Origin of the sequence: Massilia psychrophila (assembly GCF_002760665.1) — a bacterium.
In the GTDB taxonomy this organism is placed as follows: domain Bacteria; phylum Pseudomonadota; class Gammaproteobacteria; order Burkholderiales; family Burkholderiaceae_D; genus JAFCUW01.
Genome location: NZ_PDOB01000033.1, coordinates 1 through 17,537, shown reverse-complemented (window position 1 = coordinate 17,537; position 17,537 = coordinate 1). Strand labels below are relative to the sequence as shown.

At 62.2% G+C, this 17,537-nt stretch carries 16 protein-coding genes, 1 pseudogene and 1 riboswitch; of the genes and pseudogenes, 12 read left to right on the top strand and 5 right to left on the bottom strand.

Features of this window, described 5'->3' with window-relative positions:
- The first annotated feature begins 277 nt into the window (after nucleotides 1-277).
- Entirely contained in the window at nucleotides 278-1,891 is a 1,614-nt protein-coding gene (locus CR103_RS17325; protein WP_099917193.1) for a tetratricopeptide repeat protein, read from the top strand.
- Between the two features lie 29 nt (nucleotides 1,892-1,920).
- Here the strand turns inward: CR103_RS17325 and tssK are convergent, their stop codons facing one another.
- Nucleotides 1,921-3,273 carry a type VI secretion system baseplate subunit TssK gene (gene tssK / locus CR103_RS17320; protein WP_099917216.1) on the bottom strand — a complete coding sequence of 451 codons (1,353 nt, stop codon included), beginning with the start codon at nucleotides 3,271-3,273 and terminating at the stop codon, nucleotides 1,921-1,923.
- A gap of 229 nt (nucleotides 3,274-3,502) precedes the next feature.
- Between tssK and tssE the strand changes: the two genes are divergently transcribed.
- The 6 genes from tssE (at nucleotide 3,503) to CR103_RS17295 (ending at nucleotide 9,206) form a co-directional block, all read left to right on the top strand.
- Entirely contained in the window at nucleotides 3,503-3,991 is a 489-nt protein-coding gene (gene tssE / locus CR103_RS17315; protein ID WP_099917192.1) for a type VI secretion system baseplate subunit TssE, read from the top strand.
- Nucleotides 3,988-5,838: a type VI secretion system baseplate subunit TssF gene (gene tssF, locus CR103_RS17310; protein ID WP_099917191.1), complete on the top strand. Its 1,851-nt coding sequence runs from the start codon at nucleotides 3,988-3,990 to the stop codon at nucleotides 5,836-5,838. Before tssE ends, tssF begins: the two co-directional genes overlap by 4 nt.
- A complete protein-coding gene (tssG, locus tag CR103_RS17305; protein WP_099917190.1) occupies nucleotides 5,802-6,911 on the top strand; it encodes a type VI secretion system baseplate subunit TssG in 1,110 nt (369 codons plus the stop codon). Before tssF ends, tssG begins: the two co-directional genes overlap by 37 nt.
- A gap of 90 nt (nucleotides 6,912-7,001) precedes the next feature.
- A complete protein-coding gene (locus CR103_RS23555; protein ID WP_229443373.1) occupies nucleotides 7,002-7,577 on the top strand; it encodes a contractile injection system protein, VgrG/Pvc8 family in 576 nt (191 codons plus the stop codon).
- On the top strand, nucleotides 7,555-8,256 hold the full coding sequence (locus tag CR103_RS23550; RefSeq protein WP_307719720.1) for a contractile injection system protein, VgrG/Pvc8 family: 702 nt from the start codon (nucleotides 7,555-7,557) through the stop codon (nucleotides 8,254-8,256). The genes CR103_RS23555 and CR103_RS23550 overlap by 23 nt, the downstream gene beginning before the upstream one ends.
- A complete protein-coding gene (locus CR103_RS17295; protein WP_143752661.1) occupies nucleotides 8,244-9,206 on the top strand; it encodes an AcrVA2 family anti-CRISPR protein in 963 nt (320 codons plus the stop codon). The genes CR103_RS23550 and CR103_RS17295 overlap by 13 nt, the downstream gene beginning before the upstream one ends.
- 48 nt (nucleotides 9,207-9,254) lie before the next feature.
- Here CR103_RS17295 and dapF read toward each other — a convergent pair whose 3' ends face one another.
- The 3 genes from dapF to CR103_RS17280 are packed head-to-tail and all read right to left on the bottom strand — an operon-like array spanning nucleotide 9,255 to nucleotide 11,862.
- A complete protein-coding gene (dapF, locus tag CR103_RS17290) occupies nucleotides 9,255-10,118 on the bottom strand; it encodes a diaminopimelate epimerase (protein ID WP_099917188.1) in 864 nt (287 codons plus the stop codon).
- 26 nt (nucleotides 10,119-10,144) lie between these two features.
- The gene (locus CR103_RS17285; RefSeq protein WP_099917187.1) at nucleotides 10,145-11,014 is read right to left on the bottom strand and encodes an LpxL/LpxP family acyltransferase; all 870 of its coding nucleotides are present in this window, start codon (nucleotides 11,012-11,014) and stop codon (nucleotides 10,145-10,147) included.
- A complete protein-coding gene (locus CR103_RS17280; RefSeq protein WP_099917186.1) occupies nucleotides 11,011-11,862 on the bottom strand; it encodes a lysophospholipid acyltransferase family protein in 852 nt (283 codons plus the stop codon). The genes CR103_RS17285 and CR103_RS17280 overlap by 4 nt, the downstream gene beginning before the upstream one ends.
- Nucleotides 11,863-12,050: 188 nt before the next feature.
- Between CR103_RS17280 and metK the strand changes: the two genes are divergently transcribed.
- The 4 genes from metK (at nucleotide 12,051) to metF (ending at nucleotide 16,094) form a co-directional block, all read left to right on the top strand.
- Nucleotides 12,051-13,217, top strand: a complete 1,167-nt coding sequence (gene metK, locus CR103_RS17275; protein ID WP_099917185.1) for a methionine adenosyltransferase — start codon at nucleotides 12,051-12,053, stop codon at nucleotides 13,215-13,217.
- 100 nt (nucleotides 13,218-13,317) lie between these two features.
- Nucleotides 13,318-13,382, top strand: a riboswitch (S-adenosyl-L-homocysteine riboswitch).
- Nucleotides 13,383-13,408: 26 nt separating this feature from the next.
- Nucleotides 13,409-14,824 carry an adenosylhomocysteinase gene (ahcY, locus tag CR103_RS17270; RefSeq protein WP_099917184.1) on the top strand — a complete coding sequence of 472 codons (1,416 nt, stop codon included), beginning with the start codon at nucleotides 13,409-13,411 and terminating at the stop codon, nucleotides 14,822-14,824.
- Nucleotides 14,825-14,920: 96 nt separating this feature from the next.
- Nucleotides 14,921-15,274, top strand: a complete 354-nt coding sequence (locus tag CR103_RS17265; RefSeq protein WP_099917183.1) for a phage holin family protein — start codon at nucleotides 14,921-14,923, stop codon at nucleotides 15,272-15,274.
- Nucleotides 15,261-16,094, top strand: coding sequence for a methylenetetrahydrofolate reductase [NAD(P)H] (metF, locus tag CR103_RS17260; RefSeq protein ID WP_099917182.1), 834 nt, complete (start codon nucleotides 15,261-15,263; stop codon nucleotides 16,092-16,094). The genes CR103_RS17265 and metF overlap by 14 nt, the downstream gene beginning before the upstream one ends.
- Before the next feature lie 87 nt (nucleotides 16,095-16,181).
- On the opposite strand, the gene CR103_RS17255 is transcribed toward metF, so the two are convergent.
- The gene (locus tag CR103_RS17255) at nucleotides 16,182-16,787 is read right to left on the bottom strand and encodes a 5-formyltetrahydrofolate cyclo-ligase (RefSeq protein WP_099917181.1); all 606 of its coding nucleotides are present in this window, start codon (nucleotides 16,785-16,787) and stop codon (nucleotides 16,182-16,184) included.
- Between the two features lie 34 nt (nucleotides 16,788-16,821).
- On the opposite strand from CR103_RS17255, the pseudogene CR103_RS17250 reads away from it, so the two are divergent.
- A pseudogene (locus CR103_RS17250) lies at nucleotides 16,822-17,537 on the top strand (lytic transglycosylase domain-containing protein); the annotation flags it as partial.

The window sequence follows — 17,537 nt, the reverse complement described above, 5'->3', positions numbered from 1 at the left end:
TTTTGAAACGCGGCAACATGACGAAAGCATTGTTTTGTGCGTAATTCCACGTTGTAAAGGTTGGTGCGGTGTCGTCATTGTTTGCGGAAACGCAAGCATTGCCGGATTCGGCCCGCTGCCTTGCGCCTGCCGTCTTAGACTTCGGCTGGCGTTGCGCGCGCGGCGCCAACGCGCAGCTGTTGTATATTGATAAACCGCCGACTTCCTCGACAGCCTTGAGCTGCAGACACCTCGTTCATGTTTTACTGGCTTTTACTACACTTTTACCGCAATACCAATGGCCAATCGTGAACAATTAGCGGTCATTCGCGCCGCGCGCGCCGGCCAGCCGGCGGCGCAGCTGAGCTTGGGCAAGCTGTATCTGTTCGGCAGCGCCGGCCTGCCTAACAGCCTGCCCACCGCGCTGTACTGGCTGGAGCGGGCGGCGCAGCAAGGCAGCGACGAAGCGTGCGAACTGATCGGCGCGCACATCCCGCTCGCGCTGGCGCGCCGTAGCGGGCAGCCGCTGGCGCGCTGGTACGTCCGCGCCTACGACCGTGGTGTGGCCGGCGCCGGCCTGATACTGGCCCAGCTGGTGCTGGGCCAGCCAGCGGAAACCGGCGTCGACCCTGGCTGTCGCGCCAAGGCGCTGCAGGCCTTGGCCGAGGCGGCGCGCGACGGCGTTGCCGAAGCCCAGTGGCTGCTGTCGCGCCAGCATGCCATTGTGTCGCCGGCCGCTGCCGCAGTTGGCGTCTTGTCCTCCGACACCGCGCCGAATCCGCACAACGCCCTAAACCCGCTGAACCGGCGCTGGCTGCGGCGCGCCGCCGATGCCGGCTTGCCGCAGGCCCAGTTCGCGCTGCTCGACGCCGCCTGGGAGGCGCGCCAGTGGGGCGACTACCTCAAGCGCGCTCTGCCGCTAGCGCGCGCGCTGGTGCTGGCCTTCAACGCCGCCGGCAAGGGACCGCTCTCGCTGACGAGCGCCGAAGTCACGCTGCTGTCGCGCTGCGCGCGCGCGCTGACGGCCGGCCCGCAACAGGCCCGCACCGAATTGGCCGGCGACGGCGACGGCGACATCGGGCGGTTCTGGGAACTGGCGGCGGCCGGGAACGACCGACATGCCCAGATGGCGCTCGGCCTGTGGTGCGCGCGCATGCGGGCCGACGGCACCCGCACCGCGGTAGGCGCCGGCTCGGCCAACTTCAAGAAAGCGATCCGCTGGCTGACCCTGGCCGGCGAGCAGGGCTTGGCCGAAGCGTGGTACGCGTTGTCGCGCATCTATATCAAGCCGGAATTCTCGCAGCGTAACGTGCCCGACGCCCAGGAATACCTCGTGCGCGCCGCCGCGATGGGCCACCGCGATGCCCAGTTCGAATGCGGCAACAAAGCCTGGCGCGCCCGCCGCGAAAGTGAAACCAACGATGTGCGGGCGGTGTACTGGCTGCAGAAAGCCGCCGCCCTCGGCTGCACCGCCGCCGCCGCCGCGCTGCGCAAGATCGCGCCGCGCCTTGCAGGCAGGGCGTTCAGCGAAACCGGCGCGCTGCGCATTGGCATTGGCCTTGACCTCGGCGCCAGCCATCCGCTGTTGGCAGCGCGGCTCGAGCTCGCCGCCATGTTCGGCCTGAGCCGGGCCGAAGCGCTGCTGCTCGATATCGGCCAGGCCGACCGCGGTCATTGCCTGGTGATCGACATCCGCGCCAGCTACGGCCGCAGCAAGCGGCGCCTGGTGCTAATCGAGACGGCGCAGCAGCGCCACGCGCTCGAGCGCATCGTACGGCTATTCGAGGATGTCGATTGCGGTCCGGGCGGGCCGGAAGGAAACTACCGCCAGCGGCTGTATCGCCTCAAGACGCTGTTGCCGCAGGCTGGGGATGGTGCGCAGTCAGGGGGCCGCTATGATCTGGCGGCGTAGGGATTTTTCGATGTCTATGCAAGAGCGCATCAGGCTGCTATTGCGAACAGTTCCAGTTTGAGTCCGTTCATTCCGGCTGGAGCATAGATCGCGATGCTCTGCCTCTTTAACATTGCCTCGTACAACGGCCCTTTGTTCTGAATCGAAAAATAATAGGTATTGGGCCGCACAGGTACCTCGGGCGGTACTTGCGCCATATGAATCAGCTCTACCCCTGACAATGCCAGTCCGATAAATCGTTCGATCTCTTCAGGCGAACCGACTTTGAAACGCAACGGGACCGCGGCGACCAGCTCAAGTGCCGGCATGTCGGCATTCACGGCAAGGAACAAGGCAGTACGGCTGTTGACCTGGCTTGTATCTAGCTGCCCGCAATAGTGCGTGCTTTTTCGCTCAACCATCACGAGCGGGATCGTGAAATATCTCGAGGAAATTACCGTCTCGATCAGTTCGCGCACGATTGTATCTAGTCGGGCGAACCCATGCGCCGGTTCTATATGGTTGTAAGAAGGCAAGTCACCAACGGCGTATTTTTTCGAAAAAGTCATCAGGCCGCCAGCGAGCGACATCAGTTTGTCAAAAAGTATTTCGGGGTGATGCTGTTTGTAGGTTGCGCAATGCGTCAGCGATGCCGCCGCTGTGCTAACGGTGTTCAGCATCCAATACGAGGAAATATCGCCGCTGTGGACCTCAAATACGTCTGTGCTCGACTGCCGGTGGCGCAAATACAGGGACTCGATCTTGATACTCAATTTGCTCAACAGCTTGTTAAGCATGACTTGTAGCCAAGGGGCGGCAGCGACCGACAAACTCGGCGGCACGAAAGCCGGATCAATTTCGAAACCGCCGTTTGCCACGCGGCGAACGCGGACCACGGGAAAACTGACAAAGGCGTTGCGTGATTCGAGATGCGACAGCAAATGCACTGTCTTGCGCAAAAACGCTACATCGATGCTGAATGCCTCGGTGAAGAGATCCGCCGTATCGCTTTCGACTTGCACGTAGCGCGCGCCATTACGGGACGTAGGCGAGTCCGACAAATTACTGCCATGCGCTTTCAGCGTCGGCAGCGCGGCATAGAATGTGAAGCACTGTTCGGTCATCGGCAATTTGCTCAAGTCAATGGTGCTCGGCAGCGTGTCCGTCGCCGGTGCGTCGAAGATTTCGCCGTCCTGGAAAATGAGCGACATCCAATCGGGTATCAGCAGGTTGTTGGCCAAACCATCGTGATTCCATTGCACCGAATGCACGCCCCACGCGTGCGGGTTGATTGCTGCCGCAATCCGCTGCAGTCTCGCCTCATGATACCGATCCTGCTGTTGGAATTGCTGCGGGCCTAATGTCAGTCCTTCGGACCACAACACTTTGGATGGCAAACTCATCGCGTTCTCCATTTCTGCTTGAACATGGGCACCACGACAGCATGAAGTTGTTCCGGCACACGACGTTGATGCTGCTCAGTTGAAATCATTTTCAAATGTAAACTATGCAGCGCAAATACAGTAAGAATCGCCGCTGCTCTCTTTTTCGCAATCGCAACTTGTAAGCGTACGATCGATCGATAATGGCTGCTTCGTGTCGTTTCCGGCAGGCTAGATTTGTGGGATCGTTATGACGCAGCGGTACGCGCCGGGATTATTTGACCGGCTGAAAAATGCCCCGTGTGATGAGTTCCCGGACGGCTTTGGATGGACGTTGAGCCAGCTTAAAGACGCTGTCGCCCGCGATCTGGAAGCCTTGCTCAACACCCGCGCCGGGCTGCCTGATTTTCTACTGGCCCCCTATCCCGAAACCGGTGCCTCGGTACTCAACTACGGCCTGATGGACTTTGCCGGGCTGTGCCTCAGCAGCGACGTCGATCAAAAGCGCATTTGCGCTGCCGTCCAGCTTGCCATCGAACGCCATGAGCCCAGGCTGCACGCCGTGAGCGCTGCGCTACGCATCCACCGCGGCGCCATCAACAGGATTGACTTCATCATCTGCGCAACGCTGAAAGCCGACGCGGCTGCCGAGCCGGTGCAATTCGACGCCGTGCTCAAGCAATCGACCCAGCAGTACTCGATCCATAGCTCGGGCGTGCGTCGAGGGGGCTTCGCATGACGCTCGCCGCTCTGCTACCGTACGTCGAGCGCGAACTGATCATCTTGCGAGGTTTCTTGCGTGAGTTTTACGAGCGCTACCCTGCGCTCGCCGGCAATCTTCAAATCGCCGGCGACGTTTGCGAAGACCCCCACATCGAACACCTGATCCAGGCGGTGGCGTTGATCGGCGCCCGCATTTCGAAGCGGATGGACGACGACTATCCGCAATTTACGGAAGCGCTGTTCGAAACCCTGTTCCCTCACTATCTGCGGCCGTTCCCATCATGTGCGATCGTGCAGGTGCTTTGCACGCGTGCTCACAACGAGGCCATGACGACGGCCACCGCCATCGCGCGCGGAACGGAAATGGAATCCGCGCTTATCCAAGGAGTGCGTTGCAAGTTCACGACCGCGTATGACGTGGCGCTGGCGCCCATCGCCCTGACCGCGGCCCGTTTCGATGCAGTGATCGATGCGCCAGCCAGTGCGCAGCTGCCTGCCAACGTCAGCTCGTCGTTGAGCATTGTCATTGAAGGTACTTCTGCTGCGGCCAGCCTCGGGCAACTGGTGCATGGCCCGTTGCGCGTCTTTATTAATGGCGAACCCTCGTTTTGTTCGGCACTGCGCGATGCACTATTTATGCGAACCGTGCGCGCGTTTGTCGAACTTGAAAATGGCGAATGGAGGCCACTCACCACAATTCCCCTCGCCCAAGTCGGATTCGCCGAAACGGACGCACTCATACCGTTTGGAGCGCGCTCCCATCAGGCCTACCGCGTGTTGACCGAATACTTCGCCTTCCCCGAAAAATTCAACTTCTTCGACATCGATCTGGCGGCAATTCATCTTCGGCTGCCCGAAAATTACAACCGCGTCACCTTGCACTTGGCAATGGATGGCGTGCGCCCGGACTCCCAGAACGCACGCCTGCTGCGCAGCCTGTCGCCCACCAACCTGCTGCTGTCGTGTACTCCGGTGGTCAATCTGTTCCAACGAAACGGCGTCCCGATCGCGGTGACGCATTTCGCTGCGGACTATTCGGTGCTCGCGCATCCGACCAATGCGAGCGCCTTCGAAGTCTATTCGATCGATTCCGTCCATGTGCTTCGGCAGCGCGAAAACCACAGTGTCGTAACCGAGTTTCGGCAGTTCTACTCCCTGCGCCACAGCGAAGGCGAGACCAAAAAAGGCCACTATTGGGTGCTGCGGCACGACGAAGCGCTGGCGCAGGTCAGCCCCGGCCATGAAAAGCGCATCACCCTGGTTGACGCCGACTTCGAGCCGCTGGCGATCGAAAAGACCAGCCTGTCGATTGAGCTGACGTGTACCAACCGGGAGTTGCCGGGCATGCTCAAATATGGCCAACCAAGTGGCGACTTGCTGCCCTTGGCCGCGGCGAACGGCAGTCCGATGCGTTTCTTGCGCCGCCCCAGTCAGCCTTACCGCTTCGACCCGGGATTCGGCCTGCACTGGCGTCTGATATCCCACCTGACGTTAAATCATCACTCGCTTGCGCAGGAAGGCTTGGCAGCATTCCGCGAGATGCTCGTCTTGTACGACCTTCCTCAATCACCCATTACGCGGCGCCAGATCAACGGCATCGTCGGTCTCGATCATGTCGCGGCCACAACATGGCGGCGTCACAAGCGCGGCGCATCCCTGGTCCACGGGACTGAAGTGCGCATCACGCTCGATGAAGAAGCATTTGTCGGTAATGGCATGCACCTGTTTGTCCAGGTTATTGACCAATTCCTTGGTCTCTATGTCCAACTGAACAGTTTCATCGAATTGGTTATCTTGTCTAAAACGTCGGGAGAGGAGCTGATCCGATGCAAGCCACGAAGCGGCAGCGTGAACCTGGTGTAGTCGGGCATCTCACCGAAGAGCCGTACCGCTTTCAGTTTTTCCAGGCGGTGCGCGTCCTTGTGCAATGGCTGGCCAAGAACGGCGTGCCGCACGATAAAGCGTTTTCGGATGTGCTGAGGTTCCGCAACAGCCTGTCCTTGAGTTTCCCCGCGAGCGAGCTCGAATCCCTCGTGACCCAGGTTGGCGCTAGTCCGGGCCAGATTGCCTCACTGCCGGTCGCGTTGAAACACGGCAAAGCGCGGATTCACCTCACGCCCGCCTTTATCGGCTTGCTCGGCGTCAACGGCGCGTTGCCCTTTCACTATTCGGAGCTGATCGCCGAACTTGAACGGCGCGAAAAAAATACCGGCGCGCGCGCATTTCTCGATATTTTTTCTAATCGCATGGTGGGATTGTTCTATCAGGCGTGGGGTAAGTATCGCGTCGAGCATACGTTCGACACACAGGGCAAGGACAGCCTGCTGCCGCGGCTGATGGCGCTGGCAGGCATTCGCACCGATGCTTTTTCAAGCGGACCCGGCAAGCGCGAAATTGGCGGGATGACGGAAGACGTCGCTGGCTATTATGCGGCGCTGCTGCGCACGCGCCCTGTTTCGGCCAGCACCATTGGCCGCGTGCTGGAGGACTATTTCCGCCTGCCGATCGAAGCGGAGCAATTCGTCGGAAGCTGGGACTACATCCCGCAAAGCAAGCGCAGCAAGCTGGGGACCGCGAATCCCAAGCTCGGCTACGGCGCTGCCTTGGGTGTGCGGCTGTGGCGCCAGGATCTGCGGGTTCGGCTGAGGATCGGCCCGCTCGACAAGGCGAGCCTGACGCGGTTTTTGCCGCGCGGCGACGCCGCCGCCGCGCTGGCAAAGATGCTTGCGCTCATGGGCGCGCCGGATCTGCAATATGAAGTGTGCCTGATACTGAGCAAGCCGTGCATCGAGCCGCTGGTTTTGAGCACCGCGCGACCCGACAAGATGCGGCGGCTGGGATGGGATTCCTTTCTCGTCAGCGGCCCCGGCAACGTGTCGCGGGCCAACGTCTGTTACATCTTGCATTTGGATCACGGTCAAGCCGGCAACACCTAGTTTGATCTGGATCAACTTGCGCGTGGTTAACAAACCTATAGTTTCTGTTGGTCATTTGACTCTTTGAATGAACAACGGAGGACACGTAGCATGGCTGAGAGCACCACGACGACGGCAATGGCGGCCTTGTCCGCCTTCGGCAAGGGAGCGCAAGACACCCGCCTGTTGCGCATGGATTTCCCCCGCGGCGACGGCCCCGGGCAGGCGGTCATGCTCGTCAACACCTTGGACGCCAGCGAAGCCATTTCACGCGACTTCCGCTTCGAAGCCGAAGTGCTGTCGGACGACGCGCGGATCCCGCTCAAGCGCATCATGGCGCGGATGGTGACCATCTCGATGGTGCGCGAGGACGGCTCGCTGCGCTACTTCAACGGATACGTCACCGAATTTCGCTTCGTCCGCACCGATGGCGGCTTTGCCTATTACAGCATGGTGCTGGAACCATGGCTGGCGTTTGCCAGGCTGCGCAAGGACAATGTTTCGTTCCAGAACCGCAGCGTGATCGAACTTACCGAAGCGACCTTCGACCATTACCAGACACGCGACTGGAAGACCTGTCTCTATGGCGACGACCCGAAGCTAACCTGCGCCAACCAATACAACGAAACCGACTACAACCACCTGCACCCGGCGCTGGGAAGATCTGGGCCTGCACTATTGGTATGAACACCGCGCCGATGGCCACACTCTCTGGATCGGCGACAACACGACGCTGGCCGAGCCGATCGACGCCACCGCCAACGCGATCAGGCCGCAAGAAATGCCGTTTCGCAGCCAGGTCGGGGCGATGGAAGATGACGGCATCGCCCAGTGGCAAGCGGTACGGCGACTCGGCTCGGGCGTGCTGACGCTGGCCAGTTTCGACTACAAGAACCCTTATGCGCAACTAGTGAGCGGCCACTCGCTCAACGCCCAGGGCGACGTATTTGCTCACGAAATATACGAAAACACCGGTTCATACGGCTTCAAGGACTCGCGCGACGGCGAACAGTTGGCGCAGCGCCTGATGGAAGAAAAAGACCGCATGACCCAGTACTTCGAGGCCGCCGGCAACGGCCGGACTGCGCAGGCCGGCCGTACGTTCCAGCTCGGCGGGCACTTCAGCGCCGACCCGCGGCGCCCGGTGCCGGGCGAGCCTGCGCGCGAAAGCATCGGCGCGCGCGAATACCTGATCGTCTCGGTGCACCATAGCGCCACCAACAATTACCAGGCCGGGCCGAAAGCGGCTTCGCACTACGAAAACAAGTTCGTCTGCACGCGCAAGAGCATCCGCTGGCGCCCCGGGCGCAACTACAACAGCAAGCCGTCCCGCATCCCGTACACGCGCGTAACGTGCGCCTCGTAGCGGCGTGGCAGCGCTGGGCGGCGTTGCAGGAAGGCGTACACGGTCAATCGCTGGCTGATCGGGTAATTGCCGGGCCGTGCTATCGTTACGCGCAAAACGTGGAGGCGATGGAGGAAACCATTTGCGCCGACCCGATCTGGAAGGACGGCACGCTGCTACGGCCGGCTGCGACCGATACGCTGGCAATGTTTGCCACGGCGCCGTTGATGTTCTGGCGCCGCCCTCATGTCTTGATCGAACTTACGCCCTCGCTGGCACATTTGCTGGCAGATTCCGATCTTGGCGGCGACATCCCTGTCGATCAGTTGCGTCCGCCAATGCCTGCTTGTTATATCCTTTTTGGCGAAGCGATGAAGCAAGCCATTGCAACGCCAAGCGAGGCGTCTGTCTTCAATCGCATTGAAGGTGCTTACGTGTTCGAATCGAAGCGCGACAACCGACGCGCGATCAGTGTGGTCGCGATCTACAAAATAGATGTCGCTGTGAAGCTCGGCGTTGGTTTCATCGAGCTGATGATCGATGATGAAAAAATGCCGTTGAACGAAGTTATCCGCCGCGCTTTCGATCACCCGGACAAACCGGGGTACCTGAAGCACTACGACACGATCGTGCAACTGTGCTGCAAGGTTTTTTTGTACGGAAATCTGGAGCAGGCCCGACGTATCGAAGAGTCGCCTTTCACCGACGCTATAAAGCAACTTGATCGCGTCGGTCCCAAGAAGGCGTCAAAACTACGCCGGCAAGTCGAGCGGTTGTATGACCGGGTCCTGCTCGGGCCATTGGCATTGCCCGGGCACGCGCAGCGCCAACACGGCGAGACGGCAACGCACTGGCGACGTGGGCACTTTCGCATGCAGCCCCACGGCCCACAGATGTCGTTGCGCAAAGTAATTTTTATCGCACCTGTTCTGGTCAGGGCCGATCGACTGCACGCGTTGCCAACGCAATGATGAACAAATCGAATTGACCAGAAACGCGCAGCGCCCGGGTCGGCCTGGCTACAGCGTCACTTCGCCTTCGAACACCGTCACCGCCGGCCCGGTCAGGTAGACCGGTGCACCAATGCCGGCCCACGCCACCGACAGTTCGCCGCCGCGCGCACTTACCTGCACCGGCGAATCGAGCAGGCCGCGCCGGATGCCGGCCACCACCGCCGCGCACGAGCCGGTACCGCAGGCCAGGGTTTCGCCGGCGCCGCGCTCGTACACCCGCAGCTTGATGCGATGGCGGCCTTCGATCTGCATGAAGCCGGCGTTGACCCGGTTCGGGAAGCGCGGGTGGTGCTCGATCAGCGGGCCGCTTTGCTCGACCGGCGCGCAATCGACGTCGTCGACCACCTGCACCGCGTGAGGGTTGCCCATCGAGACGACCGACAAGAACACGGTGTTGGCACCGCCCGGCTGTTCGATCGACAGCGGCCACAAGGTGTCGCCGCCCTCGGCCCAGCCGGCCAGGCCGGCGCTGTCGAACGGCACCAGCGCCGGCTCAAGTACCGGCGCGCCCATGTCGACCGTCACGCTGCCGTCGTCTTCCAGGCGCGGCGCGATGATGCCGTTCATGGTTTGCACCCGGATCGCGCGTTGCGTCGTCAAGCCTTTTTCGGTGACGAACTTGACGAACGCACGGGCGCCATTGCCGCACTGTTCGACTTCGCCGCCGTCATTGTTGAAGATACGATAGCGAAAGTCGCAGCCTTCGGTGTCGCTTTTCTGGACCACCAGCACCTGGTCGGCGCCAATGCCGAAACGGCGGTCGGCCAGCGCCGCCCACTGCTGGGTCGACAGGTCGACCTGCTGGTTGATGGCGTCGACGACGATAAAATCGTTGCCAGCGCCGTGCATCTTGGTAAATTTCAATTTCATAATAAAAGTATATCGGTTATGGTGGTTTATCGGGCGTAGGGCGACATCTCGCCGGCCGGGCGCGTCTTGAAGCGCTTGTGGGTCCAGAAGTATTCGGCCGGCGCCTCGCGCACGCGCTCTTCGATGAAGGCGTTCATGCGGCGTGCCGCTTCGATCGTGTCGCCGCCGGGGTAGTCGGCGAAGGCCGGGTAGAATTTAACCGTCCAGCCCCGATAGTTGGGCAGGTAGGTCGCCACCACCGGGATTACCTGGGCGCCGGCGGCCGCGGCGATGCGCCCGGGCGCCGTCAGGGTCGCTGCCGGTACGCCGAAGAACGGCACGAACGGTGCGTCCTTGTCGCCGAAATCCATGTCCGGCAGCATGAAGTAGGGCAGGCCCTCGCGCAGCGCGCGCATGATTGGCTTGACGCCTTGCTGGCGCGAGAACAACTGCACCGGGCGAAAGCGTGAGCGGCCGCGCCGCAGCACGTCGTCGAAGGCGCGGTTTTTCTGCCGCACATATATCGAGCACAGGCTCGATTCGAGCATCACCGCCACGCCGGCCACATCCAGGCTGACGAAGTGCGGGCACAGCAAAATCACCGGGCCCGCGTCGATCGCCGCCAGCGGCACGCCGGGCTCGACCCGGATCAGGCGGCGCAACCGGGCCGGAGATGCCCACCAAAGAATGGCGCGCTCCCATACGCTGCGCGAATAAGCCTGGAAGTGCTGGCGCGCCAAGCTCATCCGTTCGGCATCCGACAATTCCGGCATGCACAGCCGCAGGTTGGTCAGGGCGATGTGGCGCCGCGTCTTCAAGACCATGAAGAGCAGGCTGCCGATGGCTTCGCCGAAGCGCCCCAGCAGCGGCAGCGGCAGCCAGTGCAGCAGCCACATCAGTCCGAGCAGCAACCTCATGCTTGCGCCCGGGCTTCGGGCGCGGCGACGCCATCCGGCTGCTTGTAGCGGTTGTAGCTCCAGAAATATTGCGACGGGCAGCGCGCGATCAGCTGCTCCATCGCGCGGTTGATCGCACCGGCCTGTTCGGCGGCGGTGCCGCTCAGTTCGCCCTCGAACGGCACGAAGCGCACCACGAAGCCTTTACCCGCGGCCAAGCGCTCGGCGTACACCAGGATCACCGCGGCATCGCCCATCTGCGCCAGCTTGGCCGGTAACGTCATGGTGTAAGCGCTGCGGCCGAAAAACGGCGCCCACACGCCTTCGCCCTGCTGCGGCACCTGGTCCGGCAGCAGGCCGATCGGCTGGCCTTTTTTCAGCGTCTTGGCCAGTATCCGTACCCCCGACAGGTTGGCCGGCGCCAGGTGCAAGTTGTGGCGCGCCCGGGCGCCCTCGATCAAGGGTTTCAGCGCCGCCTGCTTGGGCGGGCGGTACATGACAGTGAGCGGCGTGCGCAGCGCGATCTGTTGCGCGGTGATTTCAAAGCAGCCCAGGTGCGGCGTCAAAAAGACAATCCCGCGGCCGCTATCGAGTACCGCCTGCACGTGCTCCCAGTTCTCGTCGGTGGCGTGACGCGCCACCCGTTCCGGCCTGGCGCACCAGACGAACGGCAGTTCGACAATGGCCTTGCCGGACTCGGCCACCGCGCGCGACAGCTCGCGGCCGAGTCCGGCCGCCTCGAGGTTGGCGCGCATCCGGCGCCGGTACGATGGCGAGGCCAGGTACACCAGCCAGCCGAGCGCGGACCCGAGCAGGTGCAGCAGCGGAAGCGGTAAAAACGACAGCAATCGGAAGAGGAGAACGAGCATGGTAGTTGACTGACGTCAGTGTACGGCCGGTAACCCAGCCAAAAATTCACAAGGAGCGTAAAATACCACGTTGATGGATCCGCCGAGTTAATAGACAACTTGCGAAGCGGAATATAAATGTCGCTAAAGCGTCGCAGGAAAGTGCCTTTACTGCGATATTGATTTTATGAACAGTAACAGGAGCTTCCATGTCCAACGACTATCTTTTCACCTCTGAATCCGTGTCCGAAGGCCACCCCGACAAGGTTGCCGACCAAATTTCCGACGCCATCCTGGACGCTATTTTCGAACAGGACCCGGCTGCGCGCGTCGCCGCCGAGACGCTGTGCAACACCGGCCTGGTGGTGTTGGCCGGTGAGATCACCACCCACGCCAACGTCGATTATATTCAGGTTGCGCGCGAGACCATCAAGCGCATCGGCTACGACAACACCGAGTACGGCATCGACTACAAGGGTTGCGCGGTAATGGTGTGCTACGACAAGCAGTCGCCCGACATCGCGCAAGGCGTCAATGAAGGCGCCGGCATCGACCTCGACCAGGGCGCTGGCGACCAGGGCCTGATGTTCGGCTACGCCTGCGACGAGACGGCCGAGCTGATGCCTGCCGCGATCCATTACGCCCATCGCCTGGTCGAGCGCCAGTCGCAACTGCGCAAGGACGGCCGGCTGCCGTGGCTGCGCCCGGACGCCAAGTCGCAGGTCACGCTGCGCTACGTCGACGGCCGCCCGGTCGCGGTCGACACCGTCGTGCTGTCGACCCAGCACGCGCCGGAAGTGTCGCACAGCCAGATCGAAGAAGCGGTGATCGAAGAGATCATCAAGCAGGTGCTGCCGCGCGAATGGCTGGTTGGCACGCGCTACCTGGTCAACCCGACCGGCCGCTTCGTCATCGGCGGCCCGCAGGGCGACTGCGGCCTGACCGGCCGCAAGATCATCGTCGACACCTACGGCGGCGCCGCACCGCACGGCGGCGGCGCTTTTTCCGGCAAGGACCCGTCCAAGGTCGACCGCTCGGCGGCGTACGCGGCGCGCTATGTCGCCAAGAACATCGTCGCGGCCGGCCTGGCGCGCCAGTGCCAGGTCCAAGTGAGCTACGCAATCGGCGTCGCCAAACCGATCAACATCACCGTCTACACGGAAGGCACCGGTGTCATCTCCGACGACAAGATTGCCCGGCTGGTGATGGAACACTTCGACCTGCGCCCGAAAGGCATCGTCCAGATGCTCGACCTGCTGCGTCCGATCTACCAGAAAACCGCAGCTTACGGCCACTTCGGCCGCGAAGAGCCGGAATTTACCTGGGAGCGTACCGACAAGGTCGCGCTGCTGCGCGCCGAGGCCGGCTTGTCGTAACACGCTAGCTGTTCGCGCAGATGGGGTCCTCGCGTTCGCCAGGACCCCATTTTGCAAGCAGGGCCGACATCCAGATTTCCTGTTCTGTGATAAAATTTTACATTCCGAGGAGCGCTGCGACGAATTCATTTTCGCCAGGCTCGGACTACACTGCGCTCACGTTACTTTTTTCTAACTGAAAGGAGGGCGTGATGAACGCCGTACTCAAGAGCATCAACGACTACCACATCGCCGACATCAGCTTGGCCGCATGGGGTAACAAAGAAATCAAGATTGCCGAAACCGAAATGCCGGGCCTGATGGCGATTCGCCAGGAATTCGCCGCCAGTCAGCCATTGAAGGGCGCGCGCATCACCGGCTCGCTGCACATGACGATTCAGACCGCGGTGCTGATCCAGACGCTCGAAGCGCTTGGCGCGCAGGTGCGCTGGGCGTCTTGCAACATCTACTCGACCCAGGACCATGCCGCCGCCGCCATCGCCGTCGCCGGCACCCCGGTGTTCGCCGTCAAGGGCGAAACGCTCGATCAATACTGGGACTACACCCACCGCATCTTCGAGTGGCCCGGCGATGGTGTCTATTCGAACATGATCCTCGACGACGGCGGCGACGCCACCTTGCTGCTGCATTTGGGTACGCGCGCCGAAACCGACATCTCGGTGCTGGCCAGCCCCGGTTCGGAAGAGGAAATCTGCCTGTTCAATTCGATCAAGGCGCACCTGGCAAAAGACGCCACCTGGTATTCGAAGCGCCTGCCGGCGATCCTCGGTGTGACCGAAGAGACCACCACCGGCGTGCACCGCCTGTACCAGATGCACAAGGAAGGCAAGCTGGCTTTCCCGGCGATTAACGTCAACGATTCCGTCACCAAGTCGAAGTTCGACAATTTGTACGGCTGCCGCGAATCGCTGGTCGACGGCGTCAAGCGCGCTACCGACGTCATGATCGCCGGCAAGGTTGCCGTCATCGCCGGCTACGGCGACGTCGGCAAGGGCTCGGCCCAGGCCATGCGCGCGTTGTCGGCCCAGGTCTGGGTCACCGAAATCGACCCGATCTGCGCGTTGCAGGCGGCGATGGAAGGTTACCGCGTGGTGACGATGGATTACGCCGCCGAACACGGCGACATTTTTGTCACCTGCACCGGCAACTATCACGTCCTCACCGAGCAGCACATGCTGGCGATGAAGGACCAGGCGATCGTCTGCAACATCGGCCACTTCGACAACGAAATCGATGTCGCCTCGCTCAAGAAATACGAGTGGGACAACATCAAGCCGCAAGTCGATCACGTGATCTTCCCGTCGGGCAAGCGCATCATCCTGTTGGCCGAAGGCCGCCTGGTCAACCTCGGTTGCGGCACCGGCCATCCGTCGTACGTGATGAGCTCCTCGTTCGCCAACCAGACCATCGCCCAGATCGAACTGTTCGGCAACATCGACAAGTACCCGGTCGGCGTCTACGTGCTGCCGAAACACCTTGACGAGAAAGTGGCGCGCCTGCAGCTCAAAAAGCTCAACGCCCAACTGACCGTTTTGACCGATGAGCAAGCCGCGTACATCACCGTCAGCAAGGACGGTCCGTACAAGCCGGATCAATACCGCTATTAATCGATATCGGTAACCCGCATTACCCTGGCGCGGCGGCCCCGCGCCAGTTTCCCGCATTACAAAATTCAAATCAAAAATTACAATAAAAGGGTCCCGATGCGCCTGTTATTGACCTGGATTATCAACGCCGCCGCCCTGATGGCGCTGCCCTACCTGATGCAATCCGTAACCGTGACCAGCATCGGCGCCGCCTTCATCGCCGCCCTCGTGCTGGGCCTGGTAAACACCCTGATCCGGCCCGTGCTGGTGCTGCTGACATTGCCGGTGACGTTCCTGTCGCTCGGCCTGTTCATCCTGGTGATTAACGGCCTGCTGTTCTGGGGCGTGGCGCAGATGGTCGGTGGTTTCCATGTCGCGGGATTCTGGTCGGCGATGCTGGCCGCGATCCTGTACAGCGTAATCTCGTGGGCCTTGTCCACTTTACTGCTCGGAAAAGATGAAAACCAATAATTTCAGTATCGAGTTTTACCCGCCCAAGACAGCAGAGGGCGCCGACAAGCTGCGCGTGGCGCGCGCCAGCCTCGCTACGCTCGATCCGAAGTATTTTTCGGTCACCTTCGGTGCCGGCGGCAGCACCCAGCAAGGCACGCTCGACACGGTGCTTGAGATCATCAACGAGGGCCACGTCGCTGCGCCCCACCTGTCATGCGTCGGCGGCTCGCGCGAATCGATCCGCGCCATCCTGGCCAAATTCAAGTCGCACGGCATCAAGCGCGTGGTGGCGTTGCGCGGTGACCTGCCGAGCGGTTACGGCGGCGCCGGCGAACTGCGCTACGCCAGCGATCTGGTCGAGTTTATCCGTCTCGAGACCGGCGACTGGTTCCATGTCGAGGTGGCGGCCTATCCCGAAGTGCATCCGCAGGCGCGCTCGCCGCAGGATGACCTGCAGAACTTCGCGCGCAAGGTGCACGCTGGCGCAAACGCCGCGATCACCCAGTACTTCTACAATGCCGACGCCTATTTCCAGTTCGTCGACAACGCGCGCAAGCTGGGCGTCGATGTGCCGATCGTGGCCGGCATCATGCCGATCACGAACTACACCCAGCTAATGCGTTTTTCCGACATGTGCGGCGCCGAGATCCCGCGCTGGGTGCGCCTGAAGCTGGCCAGCTTCGGCGACGACAGTGCCTCGATCAAGGCGTTCGGCCTCGACGTCGTCAGTGTCTTGTGCGAGCGCCTGCTGGCCGGCGGCGCGCCGGGCCTGCACTTCTACAGCATGAACCAGGCGGGGCCGACCAGCGCCTTGTGGCAGCGGCTGGCAAGCACCTAGCGTGGGTGTGCAAGCGCTGTGGATGCTACCGGTTCAACGTTAACCGGTTTCATCTGGTTTCAATGCGCAGTCCCGCACCGAACGACGTTAGCCAAGTTCCGTAATAATCCGGTCCAGCGCGACATCATGCGCCGCGCCAGTAAACTGCGCCGCCTGGCAAGCGTAGGCGATGCCGAGCGTGAACGGGCGCGGCGTGTGCTCCAGGGTGCGGTCGTAATAGCCGCCGCCGTATCCGAGCCGAAAGCGGTCTTGATTAAAACCGAGGCAGGGCACCAGCAGCGCCGGCGGCAGCGCCACCATCCGCCGACTGGCCGGCACCGCCACCCCCATCGCGTCTTTGAGCATCGCTTCGCCCGGCTGCCAGTCGGCGAAGCCGAGCGCCGCATCGCGCGCCAGCACCACCGGCAAGGCCAGCCGAACGCCCTGTTGCGCCAATTCGACGTACGCTAAGGACAAGTCCGCTTCACCGCGCAGCGGCCAGTACACGCCCAGCGCGGGTACCGGCTGGGCGCGCCACCACGCCATCAGGCGCTCGCCGATGGCCGCGTCCCAGGCGGCCTTGCGCGCCGGGTCGATGCAGGCGCGCAAGGCGGCGAGTTCACGGCGCAACGCCAGCTTGTCCGATTTTGCTTCGGCGCTCGGGGATGCTGGCTGTGCAGTGGAGGCGCATGGTATTCTGGAGTGGCCGGTCATGGGCGTGAATGTAGCTGAAAAGAGAGTTGGATTGATGTTTTCGTCAAAATTATTTGTTGTCGCTATCCTCTCCGGATCGTGCATGCTGGCGGCGGCGCAAAGCGCCACTGTGCCCATTGCGCCGGCGCCGCAGCCGGCGGTGGCGCCCGACGCTGCCGCCCGCGCCGCCGACGACCTGTTCTTGCTGCTGCGTGAAGCGGCGCGCCAGGACGACGCCGCCGGTGCCGCCAGTTATGCCGCCCGCCTGCCGAACCATGCGATCGCGTCGTATGTCGATTATTATCGGCTCAAACCGCGCCTGCGCAGCGCCTCAGGCGACGAAATCCGCGATTTCCTGCAGCACCACCAGGGCAGCGCCATCGCCGACCGCATGCGCAACGACTGGCTGCTCGAACTCGGGCGCAACCGCGACTGGCTTAACTTCGACCAGCAGTATCCGCTGTTCGTGCTCGACGACGACATCCAGGTCAAGTGCTACGGCCTGATGTCGCGTGCGGTGCGGGGCGAGAACGTCGCCGGCGACGCCCGCGCGCTGCTGGTCAATCCGCCCGGTTACGGCGACGCCTGCGCTTCGTTGATCGCCACGTTGGCCCAGGCCGGCCAGTTCGACGCCAACGACCTGCTGGCGCAGCTGCGCCTGGCCGGCGAGCAGCACGCCACCGGCCCGGCGCGCCGCGCCGCCGTGCTGCTCGGCGCCACCGACACCCAGGCCGCCCAGGCGGTCGACGTGCCGGCGCTGGCGCTGGCGCG

Excerpts from the sequence above, each read along its gene's own strand:
- ahcY (WP_099917184.1), top strand. The coding sequence starts at position 13,409 with ATGAACGCCGTACTCAAGAGCATCAACGACTACCACATCGCCGACATC.
- tssF (WP_099917191.1), top strand. The coding sequence starts at position 3,988 with ATGACGCTCGCCGCTCTGCTACCGTACGTCGAGCGCGAACTGATCATC.
- dapF (WP_099917188.1), bottom strand. The coding sequence starts at position 10,118 with ATGAAATTGAAATTTACCAAGATGCACGGCGCTGGCAACGATTTTATC.
- CR103_RS23555 (WP_229443373.1), top strand. The coding sequence starts at position 7,002 with ATGGCTGAGAGCACCACGACGACGGCAATGGCGGCCTTGTCCGCCTTC.
- CR103_RS17265 (WP_099917183.1), top strand. The coding sequence starts at position 14,921 with ATGCGCCTGTTATTGACCTGGATTATCAACGCCGCCGCCCTGATGGCG.
- tssE (WP_099917192.1), top strand. The coding sequence starts at position 3,503 with ATGACGCAGCGGTACGCGCCGGGATTATTTGACCGGCTGAAAAATGCC.
- CR103_RS17280 (WP_099917186.1), bottom strand. The coding sequence starts at position 11,862 with ATGCTCGTTCTCCTCTTCCGATTGCTGTCGTTTTTACCGCTTCCGCTG.
- metF (WP_099917182.1), top strand. The coding sequence starts at position 15,261 with ATGAAAACCAATAATTTCAGTATCGAGTTTTACCCGCCCAAGACAGCA.
- CR103_RS17285 (WP_099917187.1), bottom strand. The coding sequence starts at position 11,014 with ATGAGGTTGCTGCTCGGACTGATGTGGCTGCTGCACTGGCTGCCGCTG.
- CR103_RS17325 (WP_099917193.1), top strand. The coding sequence starts at position 278 with ATGGCCAATCGTGAACAATTAGCGGTCATTCGCGCCGCGCGCGCCGGC.
- metK (WP_099917185.1), top strand. The coding sequence starts at position 12,051 with ATGTCCAACGACTATCTTTTCACCTCTGAATCCGTGTCCGAAGGCCAC.
- tssK (WP_099917216.1), bottom strand. The coding sequence starts at position 3,273 with ATGAGTTTGCCATCCAAAGTGTTGTGGTCCGAAGGACTGACATTAGGC.
- tssG (WP_099917190.1), top strand. The coding sequence starts at position 5,802 with ATGCAAGCCACGAAGCGGCAGCGTGAACCTGGTGTAGTCGGGCATCTC.
- CR103_RS17255 (WP_099917181.1), bottom strand. The coding sequence starts at position 16,787 with ATGACCGGCCACTCCAGAATACCATGCGCCTCCACTGCACAGCCAGCA.